The sequence below is a fragment of the Streptomyces spiramyceticus genome, from assembly GCF_028807635.1.
In the GTDB taxonomy this organism is placed as follows: Bacteria; Actinomycetota; Actinomycetes; order Streptomycetales; family Streptomycetaceae; genus Streptomyces; species Streptomyces spiramyceticus.
On record NZ_JARBAX010000001.1, the window covers coordinates 4,423,450 to 4,446,813 of the forward strand.

Genomic DNA, 23,364 nt, shown 5'->3' on the forward strand with positions numbered 1-23,364 from the left:
ACACCCGGAGAACGGTCGCTACGCCGCCGCTGATCGGCGGATGCGTCCGGCGGGGCGGATGAGGAGCGACAGCAGGACGGCTCCCACCGCCACCGCGCCGAACAAGGTCGCCACGACATGACCCGGGCCGAGAGCCGAGTGGGTCACGTACGCACCGAACAGGGCTCCGAAGGGGCCCGCGGCGAGCACAAGACGCCGTGAGGGCAGCCGGTCCCCGAAATGGTGGACAGCGGCCCAGGCAAGGGCGAAGCCGAGGGCAACGGAGCCGAGAGCTTCCCAGATCACGTGGTTTCCTCCCGCGCAGCCAAGGGGCAAATGGGTCGTAGCCCGTCCTACCCCCGGTACGCGAAATACAACCCTCCAAAGGCCGCCCGAACGGCGGCCGGAGATGAACAAACGGAATCGGCCCGGTGGGAAATCCCACCGGGCCGATTCCGTATGTGGTGTTGCTCTGTTGCTGTGCTGCCGACGCCTACAGTGCGCCGAAGCCCACCCTGCGGGTCGCCGGCTCGCCGATCTCCACGTAGGCGATTCGGTCACTGGGAACGAGGACCGTACGGCCCTTGTCGTCCTTCAGGCTGAGCAGCTGCGCCTTGCCGGCCAGCGCGTCGGATACCGCGCGCTCGACCTCCTCGACGGACTGCCCGCTCTCCAGAACGATCTCCCGGGGCGCGTGCTGCACGCCGATCTTGACCTCCACGGCTATGTCCCTCCGACGGTCAGTGCTGCGGTGCGCGGTCAGCCGCGCCGTACGGAGCACACATTAGCCCGGTGAGGGGACCCCGAATGCTGCGACGCCGCACGCCAGAAGCGAACACGCGGCGGGAACACCACCGGGACCGCTGTCAGTGCTGCTCCGTACTGTGCAGCGGGAAGCCTGCGATTCCGCGCCAGGCCAGGGACGTCAGCAGCTGTACCGCCGTGTCCCGCGGGATGGTGCTGCCACTGGAGAGCCAGTAGCGCGCGACCACCTGCGAGACGCCGCCGAGGCCTACGGCGAGCAGCATCGACTCGTCCTTGGACAGGCCGGTGTCCTCGGCGATGACCTCACTGATCGCCTCGGCGCACTGGAGCGAGACCCGGTCGACACGCTCGCGCACGGCGGGCTCGTTCGTCAGGTCCGACTCGAAGACCAGACGGAACGCACCGCCCTCGTCCTGGACGTACGCGAAATAGGCGTCCATCGTCGCGGCGACGCGCAGCTTGTTGTCGGTGGTCGACGCGAGAGCTGTGCGCACCGCCTGGAGGAGTGACTCGCAGTGCTGGTCGAGGAGGGCCAGGTAGAGCTCCAGCTTGCCCGGGAAGTGCTGGTAGAGCACGGGCTTGCTGACGCCGGCGCGCTCGGCGATGTCGTCCATCGCCGCAGCGTGGTAACCCTGCGCGACAAAGACCTCCTGTGCCGCGCCGAGGAGCTGATTACGTCGGGCACGGCGTGGCAGGCGAGTGCCCCGTGGGCGTGCCGCCTCTGTCTGCTCGGTGGCTGTCACGCCGCCTCCCATGTCTTTCAATGTCGCGGCCTTTCAACAGCACGGCCGTTCCGTGCGGGGTGTGCGCCGCGCCCGCCATCGTACTTTTGGGTAACCCGGCTGCGCGCGGTGCGGACGCAGAATTTCACGGACCGGACGGCGGCGGAAGGCTGATCAAGGGCGAATCGGAGCAGATCAGCGGTAGTCGTCCTCGTCGAGATTGACGACGCGTGCCTGTTCGGTGGCATCCGCCTCGTTCGCGGCATCACGGTCGATGCCGGTCAGAGGGGCGTCGTGGCTCTGCTGCCAGTCCGTGTGCTGCTCAGCGGCATCGGCCTCGGAGGCGTCGTCGTCGAGTTCCTCAAGATCTTCGTCTTCTTCGAAGGTTTCCGGGTCGGTGGGATCGACGGACATCAGGACTCCCTTTCATGGAGATTCACGGAGACGCCGGGGCCGGGGCGCTGTGCCCTTGCTCCGAGCGTAGTTCTGTGACGGCGAACACACGATCCAGCGCGTGATCGTCTCGTAACATTGCCGCATGTCTTCGACCGAGCTGCCCGGACCCAGCGTCGCAGCCGCCCCGGTGCCAAGAGTCAGTACCGTGCGGGTCGCCGACGGAGAGAAGCTTCGTTCCGTCACCCTGCCGGGGCTGACGCTGAACATCCGCGCCCGGCCCCCGGCGCGCAGCGGACTGCCGCCCGCGCTGTACGTGCACGGGCTCGGCGGGTCTTCGCAGAACTGGTCGGCGCTGATGCCGCTCCTCGACGAGTACGTGGACGGCGAGGCGCTCGACCTGCCGGGCTTCGGCGACTCGCCGCCGCCGGACGACGGCAATTATTCGGTCACGGCGCACGCCCGGGCGTGCATCCGGCTGCTCGACGCGAGCGGGCGTGGTCCCGTGCACATCATCGGTAACTCGATGGGCGGCGCCGTCGTCACGCGTGTGGCCGCCGTCAGACCGGACCTGGTGCGCACGCTCACGCTCGTCTCGCCCGCCCTCCCCGAGCTCCGCGTGCAGCGCACGGCGGTGCCGACCGCGCTGCTGGCGGTGCCCGGCATCGCCTCGCTGTTCGCCCGGCTCAGCAAGGACTGGACGGCGGAGGAGCGTACGCGCGGGGTCATGGGGCTCTGTTACGGCGACCCGGCGATGGTCACGCCAGAGACGTTCGCCCACGCCGTCGAGGAGATGGAGCGGCGGCTGGAGCTGCCGTACTTCTGGGATGCGATGACCCGCTCGGCGCGCGGCATCGTCGACGCGTACACACTGGGCGGACAGCACGGTCTGTGGCGCCAGGCCGAGCGGGTGCTCGCGCCGACACTGCTGGTGTATGGGGGCAGGGACCAGCTCGTGTCGTACCGTATGGCGCGCAGGGCCGCGGCTGCGTTCCGGGATTCGCGGCTGCTGACCCTGCCGGACGCCGGGCACGTGGCGATGATGGAATACCCGGAGGCGGTCGCCGGCGCCTTCCGGGAACTGCTGGACGACTGCGGTAGGAGCTGATCCGGGGCGTGGGACGACATAGCCGCCGAGGACCCGCGCCCAAGGGGGCTGCCCAACGGCCTGCGATAACAGGCGAGAGAGCCGCCGCGAGGCCGGAAACGGCGGGCGGGCCGCGCAGGCGGGGAGGGACGGAGCAGGACGCTGTCCCCGGCGCCTTTCCCGGCACCATTCCGGTACCTCCCCCGCAGTTCCAGCAGCAACAGCCGGTGCGCGGCGGGCACCCCGAGCAGCACGAGGGGGGCGGCGGCTGGGGCGCCGCGCTCGGGCGGTACGGCGACTGGCGCGGGGCGCCGCGCGGACCTCAGGGCGGGCAACAGGGCGGACCTCCAGGCGGGCAGTACGCCGCCCCGCACGGCGGGCAGATGCCGCAGGCGCCTGGGCCGATGGTGCCCGGGCAGGGGCATCAGCCGCCCCCGCAGGCGCAGTTCGGCAGCGGGCCGCGGATACCGGGACCGCGGCAGGAATTCGTGGCGGCCTTCGACGGCCCTCGTACGGCGACCGCTGAGCGCGATGTTTTCGGCTCGGTCACCGACTGGGACACCGACGAGGCCGACGGCGGCAGGACGCTGGGCGTTCGGAGCCCCGGCCCGGACGCGGACGACGACGGCTACGGTGACGATTCCGGTTACGACGTCGACGCCCCCGCCAAAGGCGGCAAGGGGCGGGCGTTCACCGGGATCGCCGCCGCCGCGGTGACCACCGTGCTCGCCGTGGTCGTGGCCGGGCAGGTCGCCCAGGGCGACAAGGACCCCGTCGCGAACCCGGCCACGGGCGACCGGAGCACCGACAGCGACGCCTCGCGTTCGGACGACCGGCCGGCGCCGTCGCAGGGCGCCGTGGAGGCCCCGGCGACGTACGAGCAGCTGATGGCCAGGACGTACCCGATCGACCCCAAGCTGACGGCCGACGGCAAGTTCGACGCGGTCGGCGGGTTCGACAGGGCGCCCGGCCGGGGGCAGAAGTTCTCCTACCGGGTGGATGTCGAGAAGGGGCTGAAGCTCGACGCCGGGCTCTTCGCCAAGGCCGTGCACCTCACCCTGAACGACAACCGGAGCTGGGCGCACAACGGCGCCATGACCTTCGAGCGGATCTCCTCCGGGCGGCCCGACTTCGTCATTACGCTCGCGAGCCCCGGGACCACAGGTGTGTGGTGTGCGAAGTCGGGGCTCGAAACGCTCTCCGGGAACGTCTCGTGCGATTCGGCCGCGACCGAGCGCGTCATGATCAACGCGTACCGCTGGGCGCAGGGAGCCGAGACGTTCGGCGAGGACAAGATGCTCCCGTACCGGCAGATGCTGATCAACCACGAGGTCGGCCACCGGCTCGGCCACGGACACAAGAACTGCCAGACGCCGGGCGAGCTCGCGCCGATCATGCAGCAGCAGACCAAGTCGCTGGACATCGGCGGCATCGAGTGCCGGCCCAATCCCTGGGTGTATCCCGGCAAGTGAGACGCCGTCTCACAGCCGCTTCGGCCGGTCCGACAAACCGTAGCCACGATCCGTAAGCACCGAAACGCTCCCTAGCGCGGCAGAACGCCACCAGGGGGCGAAAGTTACGCGTGTTCACCCCTTTTGGTGGCGCGATGGACAACCGTCCGTCGTGTCCCCGGCTTGTCCGCATACGGTCGGTCCCGCTGCGAGTCGCCGTACCAACGGCGGCCGTCCACAAGGGAGATCGGGGGTGCACTCGTGCGGATCGGACTGCTGACGGAGGGTGGCTATCCGTATGCGACAGGTGAGTCCAGGCTGTGGTGCGACCGACTCGTGCGCGGGCTCGCGCAGCACGAATTCGACATCTACGCCCTGAGCCGCAGCGCCGGCCAGGAGGCGCAGGGCTGGCTCCAACTGCCGCCCCAGGTACAGCGGGTGCGCACCGCGCCGCTCTGGGCGACGGAGGATTGCTTCGGGAGGGGCTGCCCGAAGGGCATCGCTGGAAGGGCGATGGTGGGAGACGGGTGGGCATACGGGCGGCGCGAACGACGGCGCTTTGCCGGGCACTTCAGGGAACTGGCCGACGCCGTCTGCGCGCCGGACGAGGCCGGCGCGGGCGAGCACTTCGCCGCAGGCCTGTACGGGCTCGCCGAACTGGCCCGCGAGCGCGGCGGCCTGCACGCCGCCCTGCGCTCCGAAGTCGCCGTGCGCGCCCTGGAATCCGCCTGCCGCGCCCCCGGCGCGAACCGCATCGTGCACGCCGCCACGGTCCCCGACTACCTGGAGTTCGTCGACCTGCTGGAGCGCGCACTGCGTCCGCTCTCGCTCGACTGGTACGGCCAGGACGGCATCGGCGCGGTCGATCTGTGCCACGCTGCGTCCGGCGGTTCAGCCGCCCTGCCGGGGCTTTTGGGCAAACGCTTCTTCGGGGTTCCGCTGCTGGTCACGGAGTACGGCGTACAACTGCGCGCGCACTACCTCGCCGTCGGCGAAACGCCCCGCAGTGCGCCGGTACGGGCCATGCTCGCCGCCTTCCACGGCAAGCTCACCGCCGAGGTGTACGCGCAGGCCGCCCTGATCACACCCGGCAATACGCACGCCCGGCGGTGGCAGGAACGGTGCGGCGCCGACCGTGCCAAGCTGCGCACCGTCTACCCCGGCATGGAGGCCGACCGTTTCGCGGCGGTGGGGGAGCCGGTGGGGGCGGCGGGGAACGGTGGCGGCGATCCCCGGACTGTCGTCTGGGTCGGCCGTATCGAGCCCGCCAAGGACCTCGTCTCACTGCTGCACGCCTTCGCCGAGGTGCGCAAGGAGGAACCGGGTGCCCGGCTCCGTATCGTCCACAGCCGGCACGGGCAGGGGGCCGAGGCGGCGGCGTACCTCGCGCACTGTCGGGCGCTCGCCGCCCAGCTGTTCCCCGACGAGGCGGCCGACGCACACGCCGTGGGAGACAACCCCGTCTCCTTCGAGGAGATCGGTGGCCCCGAGGTCCCCGAGCTGGCCGACGCCTACGCGGCGGGCGCGGTGGTCGTCCTGTCCAGCGTCGTCGAAGGCTTCCCGATCAGCCTGGTCGAGGCGATGTTCTGCGGGCGCGCGACCGTCTCGACGGACGTGGGCGCCGTCGTCGAAGTCATCGGCGGTACGGGCCTGGTGGTCCCGCCCCGCAATCCCCGCGCCCTCGCCGACGCCTGCCTGTCGCTGCTGCGGGATCCGCAGCGGCGCGAGCGGCTGGGTGCGGCGGCGCGCGCGCGGGCGCTCGAACTGTTCACCGTCGAGCAGAATCTCGCGGCATTTCGCGGCATTTACCTGGAACTGATCTCCCGCTGTCCGGTACGCCGCGAAGCCCTCGACGAGGCCGGCGACCCGCTGCTTTTCGCCCACCCGGCGGAGGCGCATGTGCCGGGGCGCTGGGCGGGCGGCGGGAACAGCTGGAGCGGCTTGGGCGGCGGGAGCGGCGGCGGATCCGGGCCGCCGAGCTGGGCTGCGGCTGCTGCCGGGGTCCAGCCGGTGGGCGCAGGGTCGGTGTCAGGGGCGGGGTCAGGGTCGGGATCACGGTCGGGGGAACGCGATGCCTGAATCCGGAACGGCCGCCGACGGCCGCAAGGCAGGCCTGACGTCGGTGCGGCGCGGGCCGGCCGACCCTGTGCGGGCCCTGATGCACCGGCACCGCGCACTCTGCGAGCGGGCCGTCGATCCGCTGGAGATCGCCGCCGGGCTCGAAGCGCACGGGGTGACCGACAGGACCGCGGCCCGTTTCCGGCACCGGGACGTCTTCAGCCTCGCCGAGGAGCTCTACGCACGGGTTCCGCGCACGGGGGACGACGGTCAGGCCGCGGGGGCCGCCGAGCCCCCGGCGCGCGAGGAGCTGCCGCGCGCGGGCTGGATCGCGTACGCGCTGCTTCCGGGCGTCGTCTGCGCCCTCACCGTCGCGGGGCTGAACATGTCGACGGGGCAGGCGCGGCTCGCCGTGGGGGTGCTGGGGGCGCTCACCGTCGCCGGTGCGCTCGCGCTCTGCCTGCGCAACGGGCCCCTGCGCGCCCCGGGGCGTACGGCGCCGGCCGCGCGCCTGTGGGCGCTCTGGCTCATCGGGTACGCCGTCTTCGGCGACGGGCTGCTCGGCGAGGTCCTCGACGGTGGCCCCGGCGGTGCGCACGACGGTGGCCTCGGCGCGGCCTACGACGGCGGCCCGGGCGCTGCGCACGACGGCGGCCTGGGCGCGGCGCACGACGGCGGCCCCAGCGCGGCCCACGACGGTGGACCTGGCGGTGCGCACGACGGAGGCCCTGGCGCGGCCCACGGCGGCGGCCCCGGTCCCAGCCCCGGCGTCGCCCACGGCGGCGGCCCCAGCGCGGCCTACGACGGCGGCCCGGGCGGTGCGCACGACGGAGGCCCTGGCGCGGCCCACGACGGCGGCCCCGGTCCTGGCCCCGGCGTCGCTCACGACGGCGGCCCCGGTCCCAGCCCCGGCGTCGCTCACGGCGGCGGCCCCGGCGTCGGCGACCGGGTCGGCTCCGACGGCTCCTGGCCCATGGCTACGGTGCCGTTCCTGGGGCTCACCGCTGCCCTGGCCCCCGCCGCCTGGTGCGCGCACCTCCTGTCCGTACAGGCGCGTCGCAAACTCGCCGCGAGCCGCGGCACCGAGGAGTTCGCCGAAGCGGCCAGGCCCCTCCTGCTCGGTGTCACCGCACTCTTCGTGTGCGCGCTCCTGGCCCTCCAGGCGGCTGTCGGAATCGCGGCGGGCGGCAACGGACGAGTGGCGGCCTCCGCCGTCGCCCTCGGCGCGCTCCTCTTCCTCGCCCGGCTGCTCACCGTCCACGGCTTCCCCGAGTCCGCCTCGGCCGGGCTCGCGGCGGCAACTGCCGTACAGATCACCGCACTTGCGGCCGTACTCGCTGCTCGCCTGCCCGGCTGCGGCTTACTCGCCAGGCCCGTCGAGGCCGTTGTCCAGGCGGGAGGCGCGGGAGCCGTACCCGCTGTCGCCTGCGCCGCGGCGGCGCTCGGCCTGCTCGTCCACGCCACCGTGGCCCTCTCCCGTGCCTCCGCCCACGCGGCCCGGCACGACTGAGCCGCCACCTCCGATCCCGCGGAGCCGACGCCGCGGGCGCACACCGAAGCGCTCACCGCAGCACTCACCGCAACATCCCCGAAGGAGAACGTGACATGACCCCCCAACCCCCAGCCCCAGCCGGTCGGCACCGAGGGGACGCGCGATGAGGGTGCTGCTGCTCGGTGCCAATGGATACCTCGGCCGGTTCGTCGCCGACCGGCTGCTCGCCGACCCGGCCGTGCAGCTCACCGCTCTCGGACGGGGCGACGACGCCGACGTACGGTTCGACCTCGCCACCGGGAGCCCCGGTGCGCTGACCCGCTTCCTGGACGCGGTCCACCCCGGCGTCGTCGTCAACTGCGCCGGCGCCACCCGCGGCGGCGCCCGTGACCTGACCCGCCACAACACCGTCGCCGTCGCGACCGTCTGCGAGGCCCTGCGCCGCAGTGGCTGCGGGGCGCGGCTCGTACAGCTCGGGTGTGCCGCCGAGTACGGGCCCTCGCAGCCCGGATCGTCCACCGCCGAGGACGCCGTGCCGCGCCCCGGCGGCCCGTACGGCGTCAGCAAGCTCGCGGCCACCGAGCTGGTGCTCGGCTCCGGCCTCGACGCCGTCGTCCTGCGCGTCTTCTCACCGGTCGGCCCCGGCACCCCGGCGGGCTCGCCGCTCGGCCGGCTCGCCGAGGCGATGCGGCGCGCGATGCAGTCGGGGGACGGCGAGCTCAAGCTCAGCGGCCTCGGAGTGCAGCGCGACTTCGTCGACGTGAGGGACGTGGCGCGCGCCGTGCACGCCGCCTCCCTCTCCGCCGCCCAGGGTGTCGTCAACATCGGCACCGGCCGCGCGGTGCGGCTGCGCGACGCCGCCGCCGTCCTGGCCAGGGTCGCGGGCTACGGAGGCGCCCTCCACGAGCTCGACGCCCCCTCCGGATACGGCGCGGGGAGCGCGGCAGCGGCGGCGCGCAACGGAGGAGTGGGCGGCGTACTCGCTTCGGTGGGCGCCCCCAGGGGCGAGATGCCGGCGGAGCACCTGGGCGGCCCGCCGTTCCCGTACCCGGACGGCTGCGGCAGCTGGCAGCAGGCCGATGTGCGCACCGCGCGCGACCGGCTCGGCTGGCGCCCCAGGATCAACCTGGAGGAGTCGCTCGCCGACATCTGGATGGAGGCGGCATGCCGCATCTGACCAGGAGGGGCACCCTGCAGGCCGTGACCGCGGCGGACCGGATGGGCGTCGGCATCCCGGGGTACGCCCATCCGCTCGTCGCCCCCGTCGAGTGGGCCGAACTCACCCGGCCCGGAGCGCCCCTGCACTGGACGGTGCTCAACGTCGCGAACGGCCCCGGCGCCCGGCCCGACCCGCACTGCCTGGAGGCGGCCGGCCGCCTGCGCAACACGGGTGTGAGGGTTCTGGGGCGGCTCGACGTGGCGTACGGCGCGCGGACCTTCGCCGAGCTCATCTCCGAGGGGCACCGCTTCCGTGACTGGTACCGGGTCGACGGTTTCTATCTCGACCGGTGTCCGGCGGAGGGGGCGGACCTCCCCGGCGTCCGGCGTCTCGCCTCCACGCTGTCCGGGCTGACGGACGACGGCGCTCACCTGGTCCTGGGCCAGGGCACCCACCCGCATCCCGGGTACGCGGAAATCGCCCACCAGCTGGTGACCTTCTCGGGGCCCTGGACCGACTACCGCTGGTCGCAGGTGGCCGAGTGGACCGCGGACCATCCGCCGGAGCGTTTCTGCCATCTGGTGCACGGCCTCCCGCGTACACACCTGGACGAGGCCGTACGTATCGCCCGCTGGCAGGGCGCCGGGACGGTCTTCCTGACCGACCGAAGCGACCGGGACGGACAAAACGACCCATTTGAGGCACTGCCCGGGTACTGGGACGAAATCGTCTCGCGGATCGGACCAGGTGTCTCGGAATGAGAAGGGGCGTGGCAGTGTTACGCGGAGAACAACCGTACTGACTTACCGACCTACGGAGTCCCCGTGTCGCTGCCACCCCTGGTCGAGCCCGCTGCCGAGCTCACTGTCGACGAGGTTCGCAGGTACTCCCGCCACCTGATCATCCCCGATGTCGGGATGGACGGGCAGAAGCGGCTGAAGAACGCCAAGGTGCTCGCCGTGGGCGCCGGCGGCCTGGGTTCGCCCGCGCTGATGTACCTCGCGGCGGCCGGCGTCGGCACCCTCGGCATTGTGGAGTTCGACGAGGTCGACGAGTCGAACCTGCAGCGCCAGATTATTCACAGCCAGGCCGACATCGGCCGCTCGAAGGCCGAGTCCGCCCGCGACTCCGTCCTCGGCATCAACCCCTACGTGAATGTGGTCCTTCACGAAGAGCGGCTCGAAGCCGAGAACGTGATGGAGATCTTCTCCCAGTACGACCTGATCGTCGACGGCACGGACAACTTCGCGACCCGCTACCTGGTCAACGACGCGTGTGTGCTGCTCAACAAGCCGTACGTCTGGGGCTCGATCTACCGCTTCGACGGCCAGGCGTCCGTCTTCTGGTCCGAGCACGGCCCCTGCTACCGCTGCCTCTACCCGGAGCCCCCGCCGCCGGGCATGGTCCCGTCGTGCGCCGAGGGCGGCGTGCTGGGTGTGCTCTGCGCGTCCATCGGCTCGATCCAGGTCAACGAGGCGATCAAGCTCCTCGCAGGCATCGGTGAGCCGCTGGTCGGCCGACTGATGATCTACGACGCCCTGGAGATGCAGTACCGCCAGGTCAAGGTCCGCAAGGACCCCGACTGCGCGGTCTGCGGCGAGAACCCGACCGTCACCGAGCTCATCGACTACGAGGCCTTCTGCGGCGTCGTGTCCGAGGAGGCCCAGGAGGCGGCGCTCGGCTCGACCATCACTCCCAAGCAGCTCAAGGAGTGGATCGACGCCGACGAGAAGATCGAGATCATCGACGTCCGGGAGCAGAACGAGTACGAGATCGTCTCGATCCCCGGCGCCCGGCTGATCCCGAAGAACGAATTCCTGATGGGCAAGGCCCTCGAAGATATGCCCCAGGACAAGCGCATCGTCCTGCACTGCAAGACGGGTGTCCGCAGTGCGGAGGTCCTCGCGGTGCTCAAGTCGGCGGGCTTCGCGGACGCGGTGCACGTCGGCGGCGGCGTGATCGGGTGGGTCAACCAGATCGAGCCCGAGAAGCCGGTCTACTAAGGCTCGTCGGTACGTGACGTACGAAGGGGCCGCCCCGCACAACATGTGCGGGGCGGCCCCTTCGGCTTGCGTCAGCGTCCCCGTGACAAGCGCCCCTGTGCCAGCAGTTCCGCCACCCGTTCGAGAGCGGCGGGCGCCAGGTTGCGGCGCAGCGCTTCGACGAGCTCCTCGGGCGTGCCCCGGCTGTCCAGGGTGATTACGCCGTAATCGCGCCGCCGTGCCTGCTGCCGTGCCTTGGGCACGGGTGCGGCCGGCACGGCTCCCGGGAGCTGCTGTTCGTCGCGGGGCTGCCGCGCGATCCGGCGCGCGTCCTCGACCGACACGCGTCCGTCGGCCAGCGCTTCCTGGAGGTCCTCGCGGAGCCTCATCAGCGACAGCCGCTGCGAGACGAACCCCTGGGTCTTGCCGATCCGGGCGGCCACCTGCCGCTGCGAGTAGCCGTACGAGGTGATCAGGCCCTGGATGGCCCGGGCCTGTTCGAGCTCGGTGAGATCGTCGCGCTGGACGTTCTCGATGAGCGCGTCCTCGTCGGTGCGGGTCGCGTCCTCCCGTACCAGCACCGGCACTTCACGCAGCCCGGCCAGCTTCGCCGCCGCCAGCCGACGGTGGCCGTGCAGTACGACGTACGGGGCGTTGCCCACCGCGGCCTCGTGTTGCGGATGCGCGCCGAGGAACGCGGCGCGCGAGACGACGCCGAGGGCCTGGAGCACGCCGCGCTCGCGCAGCGTCTCGGCCAGGCCGTCGAGGTCACGCAGCTCGTGGCGCGGGTTGTCGGGGTTCTCGGCCAGGTCCGCGAGCGGGAGGGTCAGCTGGTACGTGTCCCGCTCGGCGCGCGACGCGGGCGCTCCCGGAGTGAGCAGCGTGGCGAGGTCGGTGCGGCGGCCCATCAGCGAGCCCCCGCCTTCTTGGGCGTACGCGGCTTCGTATGCGGCTTCGTGCGGGGCGCCCGCCTGGGCTTGGCCGGGGCCGGGATGACGGCGAGTCCGACCTCCAGTGCCAGGCGGAAGAAGTCCTCGCGGGCCTGGAGTGCGACGCGGTTCGCGCCGTACTGCGTGACGACGAGGCCGTCGGCCGATGCGCGGGTGTGCAGCTTGTAATGGCGTACGACGGTGCGCGCGAGGGGCCAGCCCTGCGCCTCGACGAACGCCCGGGTCTGGTCCAGATCCGCCTTGCCGTCGCGCGGGTCCCAGTTGTTGATGACCACCCGGAACGGCAGCCCGCGCGGCTTCACGACCCGCTCGATGGTGCGCTGGGTGGGCTGGAAGCCGAGCGGCTCGGGCTCGATCGGCACGATCACGTCGTGCGCGCTGTCGAGGACGGCGCGCAGCGCGTCCGCCGCCGACCCCTTCCCCAGGGGGTCCTCGCCGTCCGATTCCGCGAGGTCGAGCCAGCCGGGCGTATCGACGAAGACGTGTTGGGCGGAGGGGATGCGGGGGAGGGCGGCGAGCCCGGCGAGGTCGTCATGGGCCTGCACGAAGTCGAACGGCAGGCCGTCGCCGACCCGTTCCGACCACCACACGGCGGAGCCCTGCGGGTCGATCGAGACGGCGACGACGGGCGGCCGCTCGCCTTCGGGCCCGGCGCCGAGCACGTCGGCGGTGACGGCGGCGAGGTTGACGGCGAGCGTGGATTTACCCACGCCGCCCTTCTGATTGAGGATCACATGTACGTGGGCCACGACCACTCTCCCTGATTCGCGCAAATCCGACATTCGGGATTTGTGGTCACTGTGACAGTGGAGCGCGGGCGCGCGTCGTACACACGCCGGTGGGGCTGCAGAGTGATGAGCGGATGGGGTTACGAGCAGGTGGTCCCGTCCGCCGGAACCTTGCCGTCCAGGAAGTACGGATTGACCGCTCGGGCTATGCAGGAGTTGCCCGTCAGGTACGCGCCGTGACCCTCGCCCTCGTAGGTGATCTGTACGCCGACGCCCTTGCCCAGCTCGTCGACCATCCGCAGCGATCCTTCGTACGGCGTGGCCGGGTCGCCCTTGCCGCCGACGACCAGGACCGGGTCGGCGCCCCGGGCACCGACCTCGGGCGTCTCGTGCTCGCCGTCGACCGGCCAGGACGCGCACCAGCCGGCCAGGTCCCAGGCCAGGTACGGGCCGAACACGGGCGAGACCTTCTTGAAGTCGGCCAGGTGTTTCTTCCTGACCTCGGCGCCGCTCACGCGCCCCTTGGCGTCGGCGCAGGAGATGGCGCGCTGGGCGTGGTGATCGGTGCTGTAATGCCCTTCCTGGTCACGGTTGTTGTACGTCTCGGCGAGGGCCAGCAGCGTCGTGCCGTCGCCGTTCTCGGCCTCCCGCAGGCCCCTGGTCAGCATGGGCCAGCTGTCCTCGCCGTAGAGCGTTTGGAGGATGCCGGTGACCGCCAGGCTCTGGGTGAGCGGGCGGCCGCTGCGGGCGGTCAGCCGCTTCTTGTCCAGCCGGTCGAGCAGCCGCGCGACGCGCGCGGTGCCCGCCGCGGGGGTGGTGCCGGTGCTCTTGAAATAGTTGTCGAGGGCGCGCTGGAAGCCCAGGGTCTGATTCCGCGAGTGGTGGACGAAGTCCGCCGACGGGTCGACGACCGCGTCCAGCGCCATGCGCCCGACGTTCTTGGGGAACAGGTGGGCGTACGTCCCGCCGAGCTCCGTTCCGTAGGAGAAGCCGAAGTAGTTCAGCTTCTTGTCGCCGAGGACCTGGCGGATCAGGTCCATGTCGCGGGCGGCGCTGCTCGTGCCGACGTACGGCAGGACCTTGCCGGAGCGCTTGAGGCAGCCCGCGCCGAAGGCGGCGGAGTCGTCGAGGTAGGCCTTTTCCTCGGCGGGTGTGTCGGGGGTGGAGTCCAGCAGGAACGAAGCGTCGGCCTGCCGGTCGTCCTGGCAGACGACGGCGGAGCTCTCGGCGACGCCGCGCGGGTCGAAGCTGACCAGGTCGTACCGCTCGTGCAGGGCAGTGAAGGCGGTGCCGAAGCCGGGCAGTCCGGCCACGCCCGAGCCGCCGGGCCCGCCGAAGTTGAACAGGAGCGAGCCGAGGCGCCGGTCGCTGTCGGTGGCCTTCGAGCGGATCAGGGCGATGCCCATCGTCTCGCCGTCCGGCTTGCTGTAATCCAGCGGCGCGGTGAGCGTGGCGCACTGCCACTGGCTGCCGGGGGCCTGGGCGCCGCTGCCCCTCGCCCTGCGGGGCGCGGCGCACCGCTTCCAGTCGAGCTGCTGGCCGGTCAGCGCTGCCGGGAGGGCGGGCTGTGCGCCGCCTTCACCGCTCCCGCCCATGTCCTTGGAGGGAGAGGTCTTGGAGGGAGAGGTCTTGGAGGGGGAGGCCTTGGAGGGCGAGGCCGGGGTGGAGGAGGCAGACGGGGGCGATCCGGCGTCCGGGGAACCGCTGCCGCAGCCGGCGGCTGCTCCCGCCGACAGGAGCGCAGCCGCCGCCAGGGCACCTGCTCGTACAAAACTCGCCATCGTGGCCCCCCGCAAGTGCCCAGTGTGCGAACGATTCGAATAAGTCGAAAACAGATTCGCCATCCTAGGCGGCCCTACTGACACACGGTCCCGGCGGCCGGGACCTTGCCCTCCAGCAGGTACGCGTTCACAGCGCCCTGTACGCACGGGTCGTCGCTGTTGTACGCCCCGTGCCCCTCGCCCCTGTACGTCAGTTCGATGCCGACGCCCTTGCCCAGCTCTTCGGCCATCTTCCGGGCGCCCGCGTAGGGCGTCGCCGGGTCGCCGGTGTTGCCGATCACGAGGATGGGGGCCGAGCCGGGCGCGCGTACGTCGGGGGTGTCCCACTCCCCGTCCACCGGCCACTGCGAGCAGCCCGACAGGCCCCAGCCGAGGAAGTCGCCGAAGACGGGGGAGACCTTGCGGAACTCGGGGAGCTTCGCCTTGGTCTGCTCAAGGTCGTGACGCGCCTTGTAGTCCACGCAGTTGATGGAGGCGTTCGCCGCACCGATGTTGCTGTACGAGCCGTCGGGGCTGCGGCCGTTCAGGGAGTCGGAGAGGGTGAGGAGCAGCTCGCCGTTGCCGCCGTCCGCCTCGTCGAGGCCCTGTTCCAGGTACTGCCAGTAGTCCTGGGAGTACAGAGTCTGGATGATTCCGTTGGCGGCGTGGGACTGCGTCAGCCGGCGTTCACCGATGCCCTTGACGGGCTTCTGGTCGAGCCGCTTGATGAGGTCGGCGATGAACTCCTCGATCTCCTTCACGGTGCGGCCGGGCAGCGCGCATTCCTCGCCCCTGTCGACACAGTCCTGGGCGAAGTTGTCGAGGGCGAGCTGGAAGCCCCTGGTCTGGCCTAGTGAACCCTGTTCGGAGGACTTGGTGGGGTCGACGACGGCGTCGAAGACCGCCCTGCCGACTCTCCTGGGGAACAAGTGGGCGTAGACGCCGCCCAGTTCGGTGCCGTACGAGATGCCGAAGTAGTACAGCTTGTTGTCGCCGAGGACCTGGCGCATGAGGTCCAGGTCGCGCGCGGCATTGGTGGTCCCGACGTACGGGAGCTCGTCGCCCGAGTTCTCCTCGCAGGCGGAGGCGTACTCCGCGAGGCTCTCGGTGAAGGCCTTCTCCTCGGTGGCATCGTCCGGGGTGCTGTCCTGGGCGTAGTACTCGTCGAGCTGCTCGTCGTCGTAGCACTCGATACCGACGCTGCGGCCGACTCCGCGCGGGTCGAAACCGACCAGGTCGTAGCGGGAGCGCAGCTTCTCGTAGTTGGCGGCCAGGGAGGGCAGGCCGGTCACTCCGGAGACGCCGGGGCCTCCGAAGTTGAAGATGAGGGAGCCGATGCGGTTCTTGGTGTCGCGGGCCTTGACACGGATGAGTGCCAGCTCGATCGTTTCGCCGTCCGGCTTCGCGTAGTCGCGCGGGACGTTCATGAAGGAGCACTGCCACTTGCTGCCGCCGGGGAGGGGCGAGGGCGCGTCGCCGCCGCCCTCCGCGGCGGACGGGGCGGGGCAGTCTTTCCAGTCCAGCTTCTGGCCGGCGAGGTCCTGCTCCGCTCCGTCCCCGTTCCCGTCCTTGTCGCCGTTGTCGGAGCATCCGGCGACGGACAGGAGCACGGCGGCGGTGAAGACGGCCGTGGCGCGCAGGACGGGGGAGGTGGCCATGGATCCATCGTGCGACGGGGCGCGGGAGCGTGCCGCTCCGGGAGCGCCATTCGGGACGCGCCCGGTTTGTACGAAGTGACGATGCGAAGTGACGCGACGCGAAGTGACGCGACGCGAGGTGACTGGATACGCAGTGACTAGAGGTAGCCCTTGCGCGTCAGGTGGTTGAAGAACAGCCAGCCAGGCAGCACCGGCAGCCAGAACGTCAGCAGCCGGTACAGCAGTACGGAAGGGGACGCGATCTCGAAAGGCAGCCCCGCGAAGGTCAGAGCCGCGATGAGCGCGCCCTCGACCGCGCCGATACCGCCGGGCGTCGGAACGGCGGACCCCAGCGCATTGGCGGTCAGGAAGACCACCGCGATGGTCGCGTAGCTCAGCCGGGCGTCGCTGTCGAAGGCGCGGATCGACGCGTCCAGGCACATCACGAAGGCCGCGGTGAGCAGCACCATCCCGCCGATACCGGTGATCAGCTTCTGCGGCCGCTGGAGTACGTCGAGCATGCGCGGCACCACACCCGCGAACAACGACCGCACCCGCGTCGCCACGAACTTGCGCAGGAACGGCACGGCCGTCACCACCAGCGCCAGCACGGCCGCCGTCAGCAGTCCGGCGATCACCGTCCGGGACGGGGACAGCGTGGGTGTCCGTTCGGTGCCTGTCACATAGCCGAAGATCATCAGCAGCGAGATGTGGCTGGCCAGACCGAAGAGCTGGGCCGCGCCGACACTCGCCACGGCGAGCCCGGGGCGTACACCGGCGCGCTGGAGAAAGCGGGTGTTGAGCGCCACTCCACCGACCGCCGCCGGGGCGACCAGCTTCACGAAGGACCCGGCAACCTGCGCGTTGACAGTGCGCCAGAAAGGCACCTTCTCGGGGACAAAGCCCAGCAGGCTCATCGCGGCGGCCGGATAGCTCAGCACGGAGAACAGCACGGCCACGGCGGCCCAGCCCCACTGTGCCTGTGTGATGGCCTCGTTGATGCCCTCGGCCATCAGCGCCGAGATCAGGAAGTACGCGGCGAACGCACCGGCGATGACGCTGACGAGCGTGCGCGGCCTGATGCGTTCGAGGCGGGCCGGCTCGACGGGCGCCTGCGGACGGATGAGCAGCACCTGCTGACGGATCTGCGTCAGCAGGTCGTCCTCCCGGGCCTCCTCCAGTGCCTCTTCGATGGCCCCCTTCTCGGCCTTCTTCTCCGCCCGTACGGCCTTCCGGCCATCGGCGGCGGCCGTGGCCTCGTCGCCCGCCGTCTCGCCCGTCCTGGACGCCTTGGCGGCGTGCGACGCGTCGAGCACCGCCTCGCGCTCGCGCTGCGACCGCTCGCGCGCCAGCTTGCGCAGCGTCGCGCGCGTGGAGCGGCTGAGCGCGATCGGCTGGAGCAGCGGCAGGCTGTCGGCGACCGCGTCGGGCCCGAGCACGTCGACGGCGGCGGCCACCGCGCGCTCGGCCCCCACACGGAGCCCGAGCGTGGTGAGCAGCTGGGCGATGTCCATGCGCAGGACGACGTCGCCCGCGGCGATCTCGCCGCCGCGCAGATCGGTCAGGATCACCCTGCCGGAACGATCCACCAGGATTGCGTCGCCGACCAGCCTGCGGTGCGCGATACGCCGCGACTGGAGCGCCTTCACCTGGCGCCAGGAGCCACGCAGCAGCTCGTCGGTGATCTCTTCGTCGGGGAGCGAGTCCAGCGAGCGCCCGCCCAGGTGCTCGTACACGAGCATCACGGCGTCGGGTCCGAGTTCGGAGGTCGCGATCAGCTTCGGGGCATTGGCCCCGGCGGCGATCGCGGCGTACGCCAGCAGCGCCTCCTGTTCGAGGGCCTGGCGCAGGGACTGGATCGAGCGGCGCTGGGTGATGCCGCGCAGCGTCACCTGGCGCCATACGCGGTAGAAGAAGCCCTGCGCCTGCTGCTCGCGGTCCACGACGGTGACGTCGAGGGGCGGGCCGTCCTCCAGGGTGACGAGATAGCGGCGTCCGCGGTCGCCCTGCTCGGCCGAGTCGGGGACGTCCTCGGCGCGCATCGCGGTGACGGGGTGGAACCCGACGTGCCGCAGGCCCGCGAGGAGGGTCTGTCCGGTGGGCCGTACGTTCGGGGAGCCGACGGCGTAGAGCGTGCCGTACGCGACGGTCCAGCCGATCAGCACCGTGACGATGATCGAGAACGGCGTGGTCTGGCCGCCGACGAGCACGGCGAAGGAGTTGAGCAGCAGGACCGCCCACAGCGCCACCCGCCAGCGCGGCCTGCGGGCCATGCCGACCGCCGTCATGTAGGCGATGACGGGCGCGAGATAGCCGTGCACAGGGTCGGTCAGGTCGCCGCTCGTCGTGGTCCGGGTGAGGGCGTCCGTGATCGTGTCGGGGGCGGCCTCGGAGACCCACAGGTCGGTGGCGAGGGCCACCCCATGGGCGAGTACGGCGGCCAGTACGCCGTCCGCGATCCGCAGTCCGTCGCGCTTGATCAGCCGCTCGATCGCGAAGGCGACCGGCAGGATCAGTATGGCGATGCTGGAGATGAGCCCTGCGAGCTTCGTGAAGACGTCGGGGGTCTGTCCCGTGCCCTTGCTGATGTCCTCTTCGAGGCCGGACGTGGTGCCGTGCGCGAAGGCTGCGATGGCGAGTACGCAGACGATTCCGAGGATGCCGACGAGGAGACGTACCAGGTCGGAGGGCCGGTGCACGCGCGCGGCGAGCAGCGGCTCGTCACCGGAGACCCGGTCGATGTGGCTCGCGCCCGGACCGCAGTGAGGGTCCGGAGCGGGCGCATCGGAGCGCGACTCGGCGCCAGGGGTGCCCGCCGGGGAAGGCTGCACGCCCTGCTCCTTCGTCGTTTCTTCTTGATCTCGTATCACCTGTCACCGCCCGGATGATGGTGGCATGACCAGATGACGGAGGGGGGCATCAGGGTGCATTGCGGGGGCGTGCGGTGTTTTGGATGCGCCTCTCGGGGCCGTGCGGATTGTCGGTGGCGTGGGGCAGGATTGGCCGGATGAGCGATGAACGGGAGCTGCCGGAATCCTCCGAATCCCCATCGGATTCCACCCGATACCCCGAGTATGCCGAGCGTGTGCTGGAAGTGGCAGACCTGATTCCGCCGGGCCGGGTGATGACGTACGGGGACGTCGCCGAGTGGCTGGAAGAGGGCGGGCCCCGCCAGGTGGGCCGGGTCATGGCCCTGTACGGCGGCGGCGCTCCCTGGTGGCGCGTGGTGCGGGCGGACGGCGTGCTGCTGCCGGGCCACGAGCTGCGGGCGCTGGATCACTACCGGGCAGAGGGCACCCCACTGCGCACGGCGTCCGCCAGGGCGGAGAGCCACGTGCCGCGCCTGGACCTGAAGCGGGCGCGGTGGGACGGCGGGAGGGGCCAGGAGGACGCGGGGGCGGGGGACGAGGACGGCACGGGCGGCGATCAGGGCACCGGCGCCGATTGCGGCACGGGCCGGGGCCGCGACAGCGGCCGGGACGGCGGCGCGGGGGACGCCGGCGTCGGCGGGGGTGCGGAAGCTCACACGGCTCACACCTGACAGCTTCCGGCATGCGGCCCCGCAGTGGGCGGCGCCAGGACCGTACGGGGTACGGTCCTGACTCGCTGCGCCCCCGCCGCCCACTGGCGTAGCGTCGTCAGCGCGCCGCACGCCCGGACCACTCGTCCCAGCCATCCCCGTCATCCTTGCTGTCCCCGTCATCCCGCTCGTACCACCACTCGTCCCGCACCCGCCGCGCCCCGCGCACCGCGGCAAGTCAACCCGCACACCCACCAGGACCGGCGATCCACGTGAGCTCCTCCACTTCCACAGGTTCCGCCCGGAATCCGCCACACCGTCAAGCACGGCCGGAGGTCCCCCCGAGCCGGCAAGGGCGCAGGGGGAGGACCCCGGGCGCGTACCGACTGGTACGTACCCCGCCTGCGCCTGTGGATCCTCCTCTTCTGGACGCACGACAGCGTGCGGTGGTTGACCATGCGGGCGGACCGCTGCTCGTTCTCGCGGGACCCGGCACCGGCAAGACGACGACCCTGGTGGAGGCCGTCGCCGCGCGCGTCGCCAAAGGGGCGTCCCCCGAGCGGATCCTGGTACTCACTTTCAGCCGCAAGGCGGCGGTGGAACTGCGCGACAGGATGGCCCTCCGTCTCGGCGGCGCGTACGGGCCGCAGGCGACCACCTTCCACTCCTTCTGCTACGCCCTGGTCCGCGCCCACCAGGACAGCGATCTCTTCAGCGAACCGCTGCGGCTGCTGTCCGGCCCCGAACAGGACGTGGCGGTACGGGAGCTGCTGGCGGGCCACGTGGACCTGGAGCGCACCGGCCTGGCCTCCGACGTCCACTGGCCGGACGAACTGCGCGCCTGCCTCACCACCCGTGGCTTCGCCGACGAGGTACGCGCGGTGCTGGCGCGCAGCCGGGAACTGGGCCTGGGGCCGGACGCGCTGGGCGCCTTCGCCGCCCGTACAGGACGGCCCGACTGGAAGGCGGCAGCCGCCTTCCTGGCCGAATATCTCGACGTACTCGACATGCAGGGAGTCCTCGACTACGCCGAGCTGGTGCACCGCGCAGTACTGCTCGCCGAAGAGGCGGAGCTCACAGGCCGGCTCAGCGCGCAGTACGACGCGGTCTTCGTGGACGAATACCAGGACACCGACCCGGCGCAGGTCCGCCTCCTGCACGCACTGGCCGGATCGGGCCGCACACTGGTCGCTTTCGGCGACCCCGACCAGTCGATCTACGCCTTCCGGGGCGCGGACGTCGGCGGCATCCTTCAGTTCCCCGACTACTTCCCCCGTACGGACGGCAGGCCGGCCCCGGTAGAGGTGCTGACCACATCACGCCGCTCGGGCGCCGAACTTCTGACGGCCACGCGCCTGCTCACCCGCCGTATGCCGTTGACCCGCCTTCCGGCCGAAAAGGTACGGGCGCACAGGGACCTGTCCCCGGTACGGGAGGGAGGCCGTACGGACGTCTTCACGTACCCGACGGCGGGCACGGAACTCGACAACATCGCCGACATCCTGCGCCGCGCCCACTTGGAGGAGGGCGTGCCGTGGAACGAGATGGCGGTACTGGTCCGGGCCGGCGGCCGCACGATCCCGGCCGTACGCCGGGCCCTCACCTCTGCGGGAGTCCCCCTGGAGATAGACGGCGACGACCTCCCGCTGCGCCACGAGCCTGCGGTGACCCCCCTGCTGACGGCCCTGAGAGCGGTGGCAGAGGCAGCACTGCACCCTCGTGAAGGGGCCGACCAGGGGAACGACCCCGCGCCCACCACCACGTGGCTCCGCACCGAAACCGCCACCGAGCTGCTCACCTCACCCCTCGCCGGCATGGACACCGCCGACCTCCGCCGCCTCGGCCGCGCCCTCCGCGACGAGGAGCGTGCCGCGGGCAACCGCCTGCCCCCGCCCTCCGACGAGCTCCTCGCCCGCGCCCTCGCGGAGCCCGAGCGGCTGGCCGCGCACGACCCGGCTTACGCCCGCGGCGCCCAGCGCCTCGGCGCGCTCCTGCGCAAGGCGCGCGAACTCCTCGAAGCCGGCGGCACCGCCGAAGAGGCCCTCTGGGAGCTGTGGGACGGCACCCCCTGGCCGGGGCGCCTCGAACGTGCAGCCCTGCGCGGCGGCGCCGCAGGCCGCAACGCCGACCGCGACCTCGACGCGGTGTGCGCACTCTTCGACACCGCGGCCCGTGCCGAAGAGCGCTCCGGCGGCCGGGGCGCGCTGAACTTCCTGGAGGAGCTCGACGCCCAGGACATCGCCGCCGACACCCTCAGCAAGCGCGCCGTACGCCCGGACGCCGTACGCCTGATGACGGCCCACCGTTCCAAGGGCCTTGAATGGCGCCTGGTCGTCGTAGCGGGCGTCCAGGAGGGCCTCTGGCCGGACCTGCGCCGCCGGGGCTCCCTCCTCGAAGCCGACCGCATCGGCCGCGACGGCCTGGCCGAACCCCTCACCCCGGGCGCACTCCTCGCCGAAGAGCGCCGCCTTTTCTACGTCGCAGCGACCCGCGCCCGCGACCGCCTGGTCGTCACCGCCGTCAAGGCCCCTGCCGACGACGGCGACCAGCCCTCCCGCTTCCTCACCGAGCTCGGCGTAGAACCGCGCGACGTCACAGGCCGCCCCCGCCGCCCCCTCGCGGTCGCCCCGCTCGTCGCCGAACTGCGCGCCACCACCGTCGACCCGGCCGCGGCCCCCGCCCTGCGGGACGCCGCCGCCCGCCGCCTGGCCCGGCTGGCCGCGCTCGCGGACGAGGACGGCCAGCCGCTGGTCCCTTCCGCGCACCCGTACCGCTGGTGGGGCCTGTACGAGCCGACGCAGAGCAGCATCCCGCTGCGGGACCGCAACCAGCCCGTCGCCCTCTCCGGCAGCGCCCTGGACCAGCTCGCCAACACCTGCTCCCTCCAGTGGTTCCTGGGGCGCGAGGTCAAGGCGGACGCCCCCGCCACAGCGGCCCAGGGCTTCGGCAACGTCGTCCACGTCCTCGCCGACGAGGTTGCGTCCGGCCGTACGCCCGCGGATCTCGCCGTACTGATGGAGCGCCTCGACTCCGTCTGGGACGCCCTCGCTTTCGACGCCCCCTGGAAGTCCCAGCAGGAGAAGGAGCACGCGCGCGTCGCGCTGGAACGCTTCCTCCAGTGGCACGTCATGGACCGCGGCGGCCGCACCACTGTCGCCACCGAGCACGACTTCGACGTGACGCTGGAGGCGGGCGGATCGTACGAGGTGCGGATCCGCGGCTCCATGGACCGCGTCGAGGAGGACGCGGAGGGACGGGCTTACGTCGTCGACTTCAAGACGGGGAAATCGACCCCCACACGGAACGAGGTCGCCCACCACCCCCAGCTGGCCGTGTACCAGCTTGCGGTACGGGAGGGTGCGGTGGACGACGCCTTCGCCGGCACGCGCCCCCAGCCCGGCGGCGCGGAACTCGTACAACTGCGGCAGGCGGCGGCGAAGAAGGACGGCGGGGAAGCCCTTCCCAAAATCCAGGCACAGGAGCCGCTCACAGGGGAGTGGGTCGGCGACCTGCTCGCCACGGCCGCGGGCCGCGTACTCGACGAGCGCTTCGCCCCCGCCACCGGCCAGCACTGCACGCACTGCGCCTTCCGCGCGTCGTGCAGCGCACAGCCGGAGGGCCGCCACGTAATCGAATAGTTGAAAACCGGACGGGCCGGGGCTGTCGGCGGGGGCGGATAGC

At 71.7% G+C, this 23,364-nt stretch carries 18 protein-coding genes; 9 read left to right on the forward strand and 9 right to left on the reverse strand.

Features of this window, described 5'->3' with window-relative positions:
- Positions 1-18: 18 nt before the first annotated feature.
- The 4 genes from PXH83_RS20405 to PXH83_RS20420 all read right to left on the reverse strand — a co-directional run bounded on the left by PXH83_RS20405 (position 19) and on the right by PXH83_RS20420 (position 1,880).
- Positions 19-285, reverse strand: a complete 267-nt coding sequence (locus tag PXH83_RS20405) for a hypothetical protein (RefSeq protein ID WP_274561835.1) — start codon at positions 283-285, stop codon at positions 19-21.
- Between the two features lie 187 nt (positions 286-472).
- Positions 473-700 (reverse strand): DUF3107 domain-containing protein, encoded by a 228-nt coding sequence (locus PXH83_RS20410; protein ID WP_274561836.1) that lies wholly within the window; start codon positions 698-700, stop codon positions 473-475.
- 145 nt (positions 701-845) lie between these two features.
- Positions 846-1,487, reverse strand: coding sequence for a TetR/AcrR family transcriptional regulator (locus tag PXH83_RS20415; protein ID WP_274561837.1), 642 nt, complete (start codon positions 1,485-1,487; stop codon positions 846-848).
- Positions 1,488-1,661: 174 nt separating this feature from the next.
- Complete coding sequence (locus tag PXH83_RS20420; RefSeq protein WP_274561838.1) at positions 1,662-1,880, reverse strand: hypothetical protein; 219 nt, start codon at positions 1,878-1,880, stop codon at positions 1,662-1,664.
- A 124-nt stretch (positions 1,881-2,004) separates the two neighbouring features.
- Here PXH83_RS20420 and PXH83_RS20425 point away from each other — a divergent pair, with 124 nt between their 5' ends.
- The 7 genes from PXH83_RS20425 to moeZ all read left to right on the forward strand — a co-directional run bounded on the left by PXH83_RS20425 (position 2,005) and on the right by moeZ (position 11,109).
- A complete protein-coding gene (locus tag PXH83_RS20425; protein ID WP_274561839.1) occupies positions 2,005-2,967 on the forward strand; it encodes an alpha/beta fold hydrolase in 963 nt (320 codons plus the stop codon).
- Between the two features lie 206 nt (positions 2,968-3,173).
- A complete protein-coding gene (locus PXH83_RS20430; protein ID WP_274561841.1) occupies positions 3,174-4,418 on the forward strand; it encodes a DUF3152 domain-containing protein in 1,245 nt (414 codons plus the stop codon).
- A 240-nt stretch (positions 4,419-4,658) separates the two neighbouring features.
- A complete protein-coding gene (locus PXH83_RS20435) occupies positions 4,659-6,476 on the forward strand; it encodes a DUF3492 domain-containing protein (protein WP_274561842.1) in 1,818 nt (605 codons plus the stop codon).
- On the forward strand, positions 6,469-7,965 hold the full coding sequence (locus PXH83_RS20440; RefSeq protein WP_274561843.1) for a hypothetical protein: 1,497 nt from the start codon (positions 6,469-6,471) through the stop codon (positions 7,963-7,965). The genes PXH83_RS20435 and PXH83_RS20440 overlap by 8 nt, the downstream gene beginning before the upstream one ends.
- A gap of 145 nt (positions 7,966-8,110) precedes the next feature.
- Positions 8,111-9,124 (forward strand): SDR family oxidoreductase, encoded by a 1,014-nt coding sequence (locus PXH83_RS20445; RefSeq protein ID WP_274561844.1) that lies wholly within the window; start codon positions 8,111-8,113, stop codon positions 9,122-9,124.
- The gene (locus tag PXH83_RS20450; protein WP_274561845.1) at positions 9,112-9,867 is read left to right on the forward strand and encodes a spherulation-specific family 4 protein; all 756 of its coding nucleotides are present in this window, start codon (positions 9,112-9,114) and stop codon (positions 9,865-9,867) included. Before PXH83_RS20445 ends, PXH83_RS20450 begins: the two co-directional genes overlap by 13 nt.
- 63 nt (positions 9,868-9,930) lie before the next feature.
- Positions 9,931-11,109: an adenylyltransferase/sulfurtransferase MoeZ gene (gene moeZ, locus PXH83_RS20455; RefSeq protein ID WP_274561846.1), complete on the forward strand. Its 1,179-nt coding sequence runs from the start codon at positions 9,931-9,933 to the stop codon at positions 11,107-11,109.
- Between the two features lie 71 nt (positions 11,110-11,180).
- On the opposite strand, the gene PXH83_RS20460 is transcribed toward moeZ, so the two are convergent.
- The 5 genes from PXH83_RS20460 to PXH83_RS20480 all read right to left on the reverse strand — a co-directional run bounded on the left by PXH83_RS20460 (position 11,181) and on the right by PXH83_RS20480 (position 18,994).
- Entirely contained in the window at positions 11,181-11,996 is an 816-nt protein-coding gene (locus tag PXH83_RS20460; RefSeq protein ID WP_274561847.1) for a ParB/RepB/Spo0J family partition protein, read from the reverse strand.
- Entirely contained in the window at positions 11,996-12,787 is a 792-nt protein-coding gene (locus tag PXH83_RS20465) for a ParA family protein (protein ID WP_214920286.1), read from the reverse strand. The genes PXH83_RS20460 and PXH83_RS20465 overlap by 1 nt, the downstream gene beginning before the upstream one ends.
- A 119-nt stretch (positions 12,788-12,906) precedes the next feature.
- The gene (locus tag PXH83_RS20470; RefSeq protein ID WP_274561848.1) at positions 12,907-14,547 is read right to left on the reverse strand and encodes an alpha/beta hydrolase; all 1,641 of its coding nucleotides are present in this window, start codon (positions 14,545-14,547) and stop codon (positions 12,907-12,909) included.
- A gap of 74 nt (positions 14,548-14,621) precedes the next feature.
- Positions 14,622-16,184: an alpha/beta hydrolase gene (locus tag PXH83_RS20475; protein WP_274561849.1), complete on the reverse strand. Its 1,563-nt coding sequence runs from the start codon at positions 16,182-16,184 to the stop codon at positions 14,622-14,624.
- A 137-nt stretch (positions 16,185-16,321) separates the two neighbouring features.
- The gene (locus PXH83_RS20480) at positions 16,322-18,994 is read right to left on the reverse strand and encodes a lysylphosphatidylglycerol synthase transmembrane domain-containing protein (RefSeq protein WP_274561850.1); all 2,673 of its coding nucleotides are present in this window, start codon (positions 18,992-18,994) and stop codon (positions 16,322-16,324) included.
- Positions 18,995-19,170: 176 nt separating this feature from the next.
- Between PXH83_RS20480 and PXH83_RS20485 the strand changes: the two genes are divergently transcribed.
- A complete protein-coding gene (locus tag PXH83_RS20485) occupies positions 19,171-19,704 on the forward strand; it encodes an MGMT family protein (protein ID WP_274561851.1) in 534 nt (177 codons plus the stop codon).
- Positions 19,705-19,955: 251 nt separating this feature from the next.
- Entirely contained in the window at positions 19,956-23,321 is a 3,366-nt protein-coding gene (locus PXH83_RS20490) for an ATP-dependent helicase (RefSeq protein ID WP_274561852.1), read from the forward strand.
- Positions 23,322-23,364: the final 43 nt, after the last annotated feature.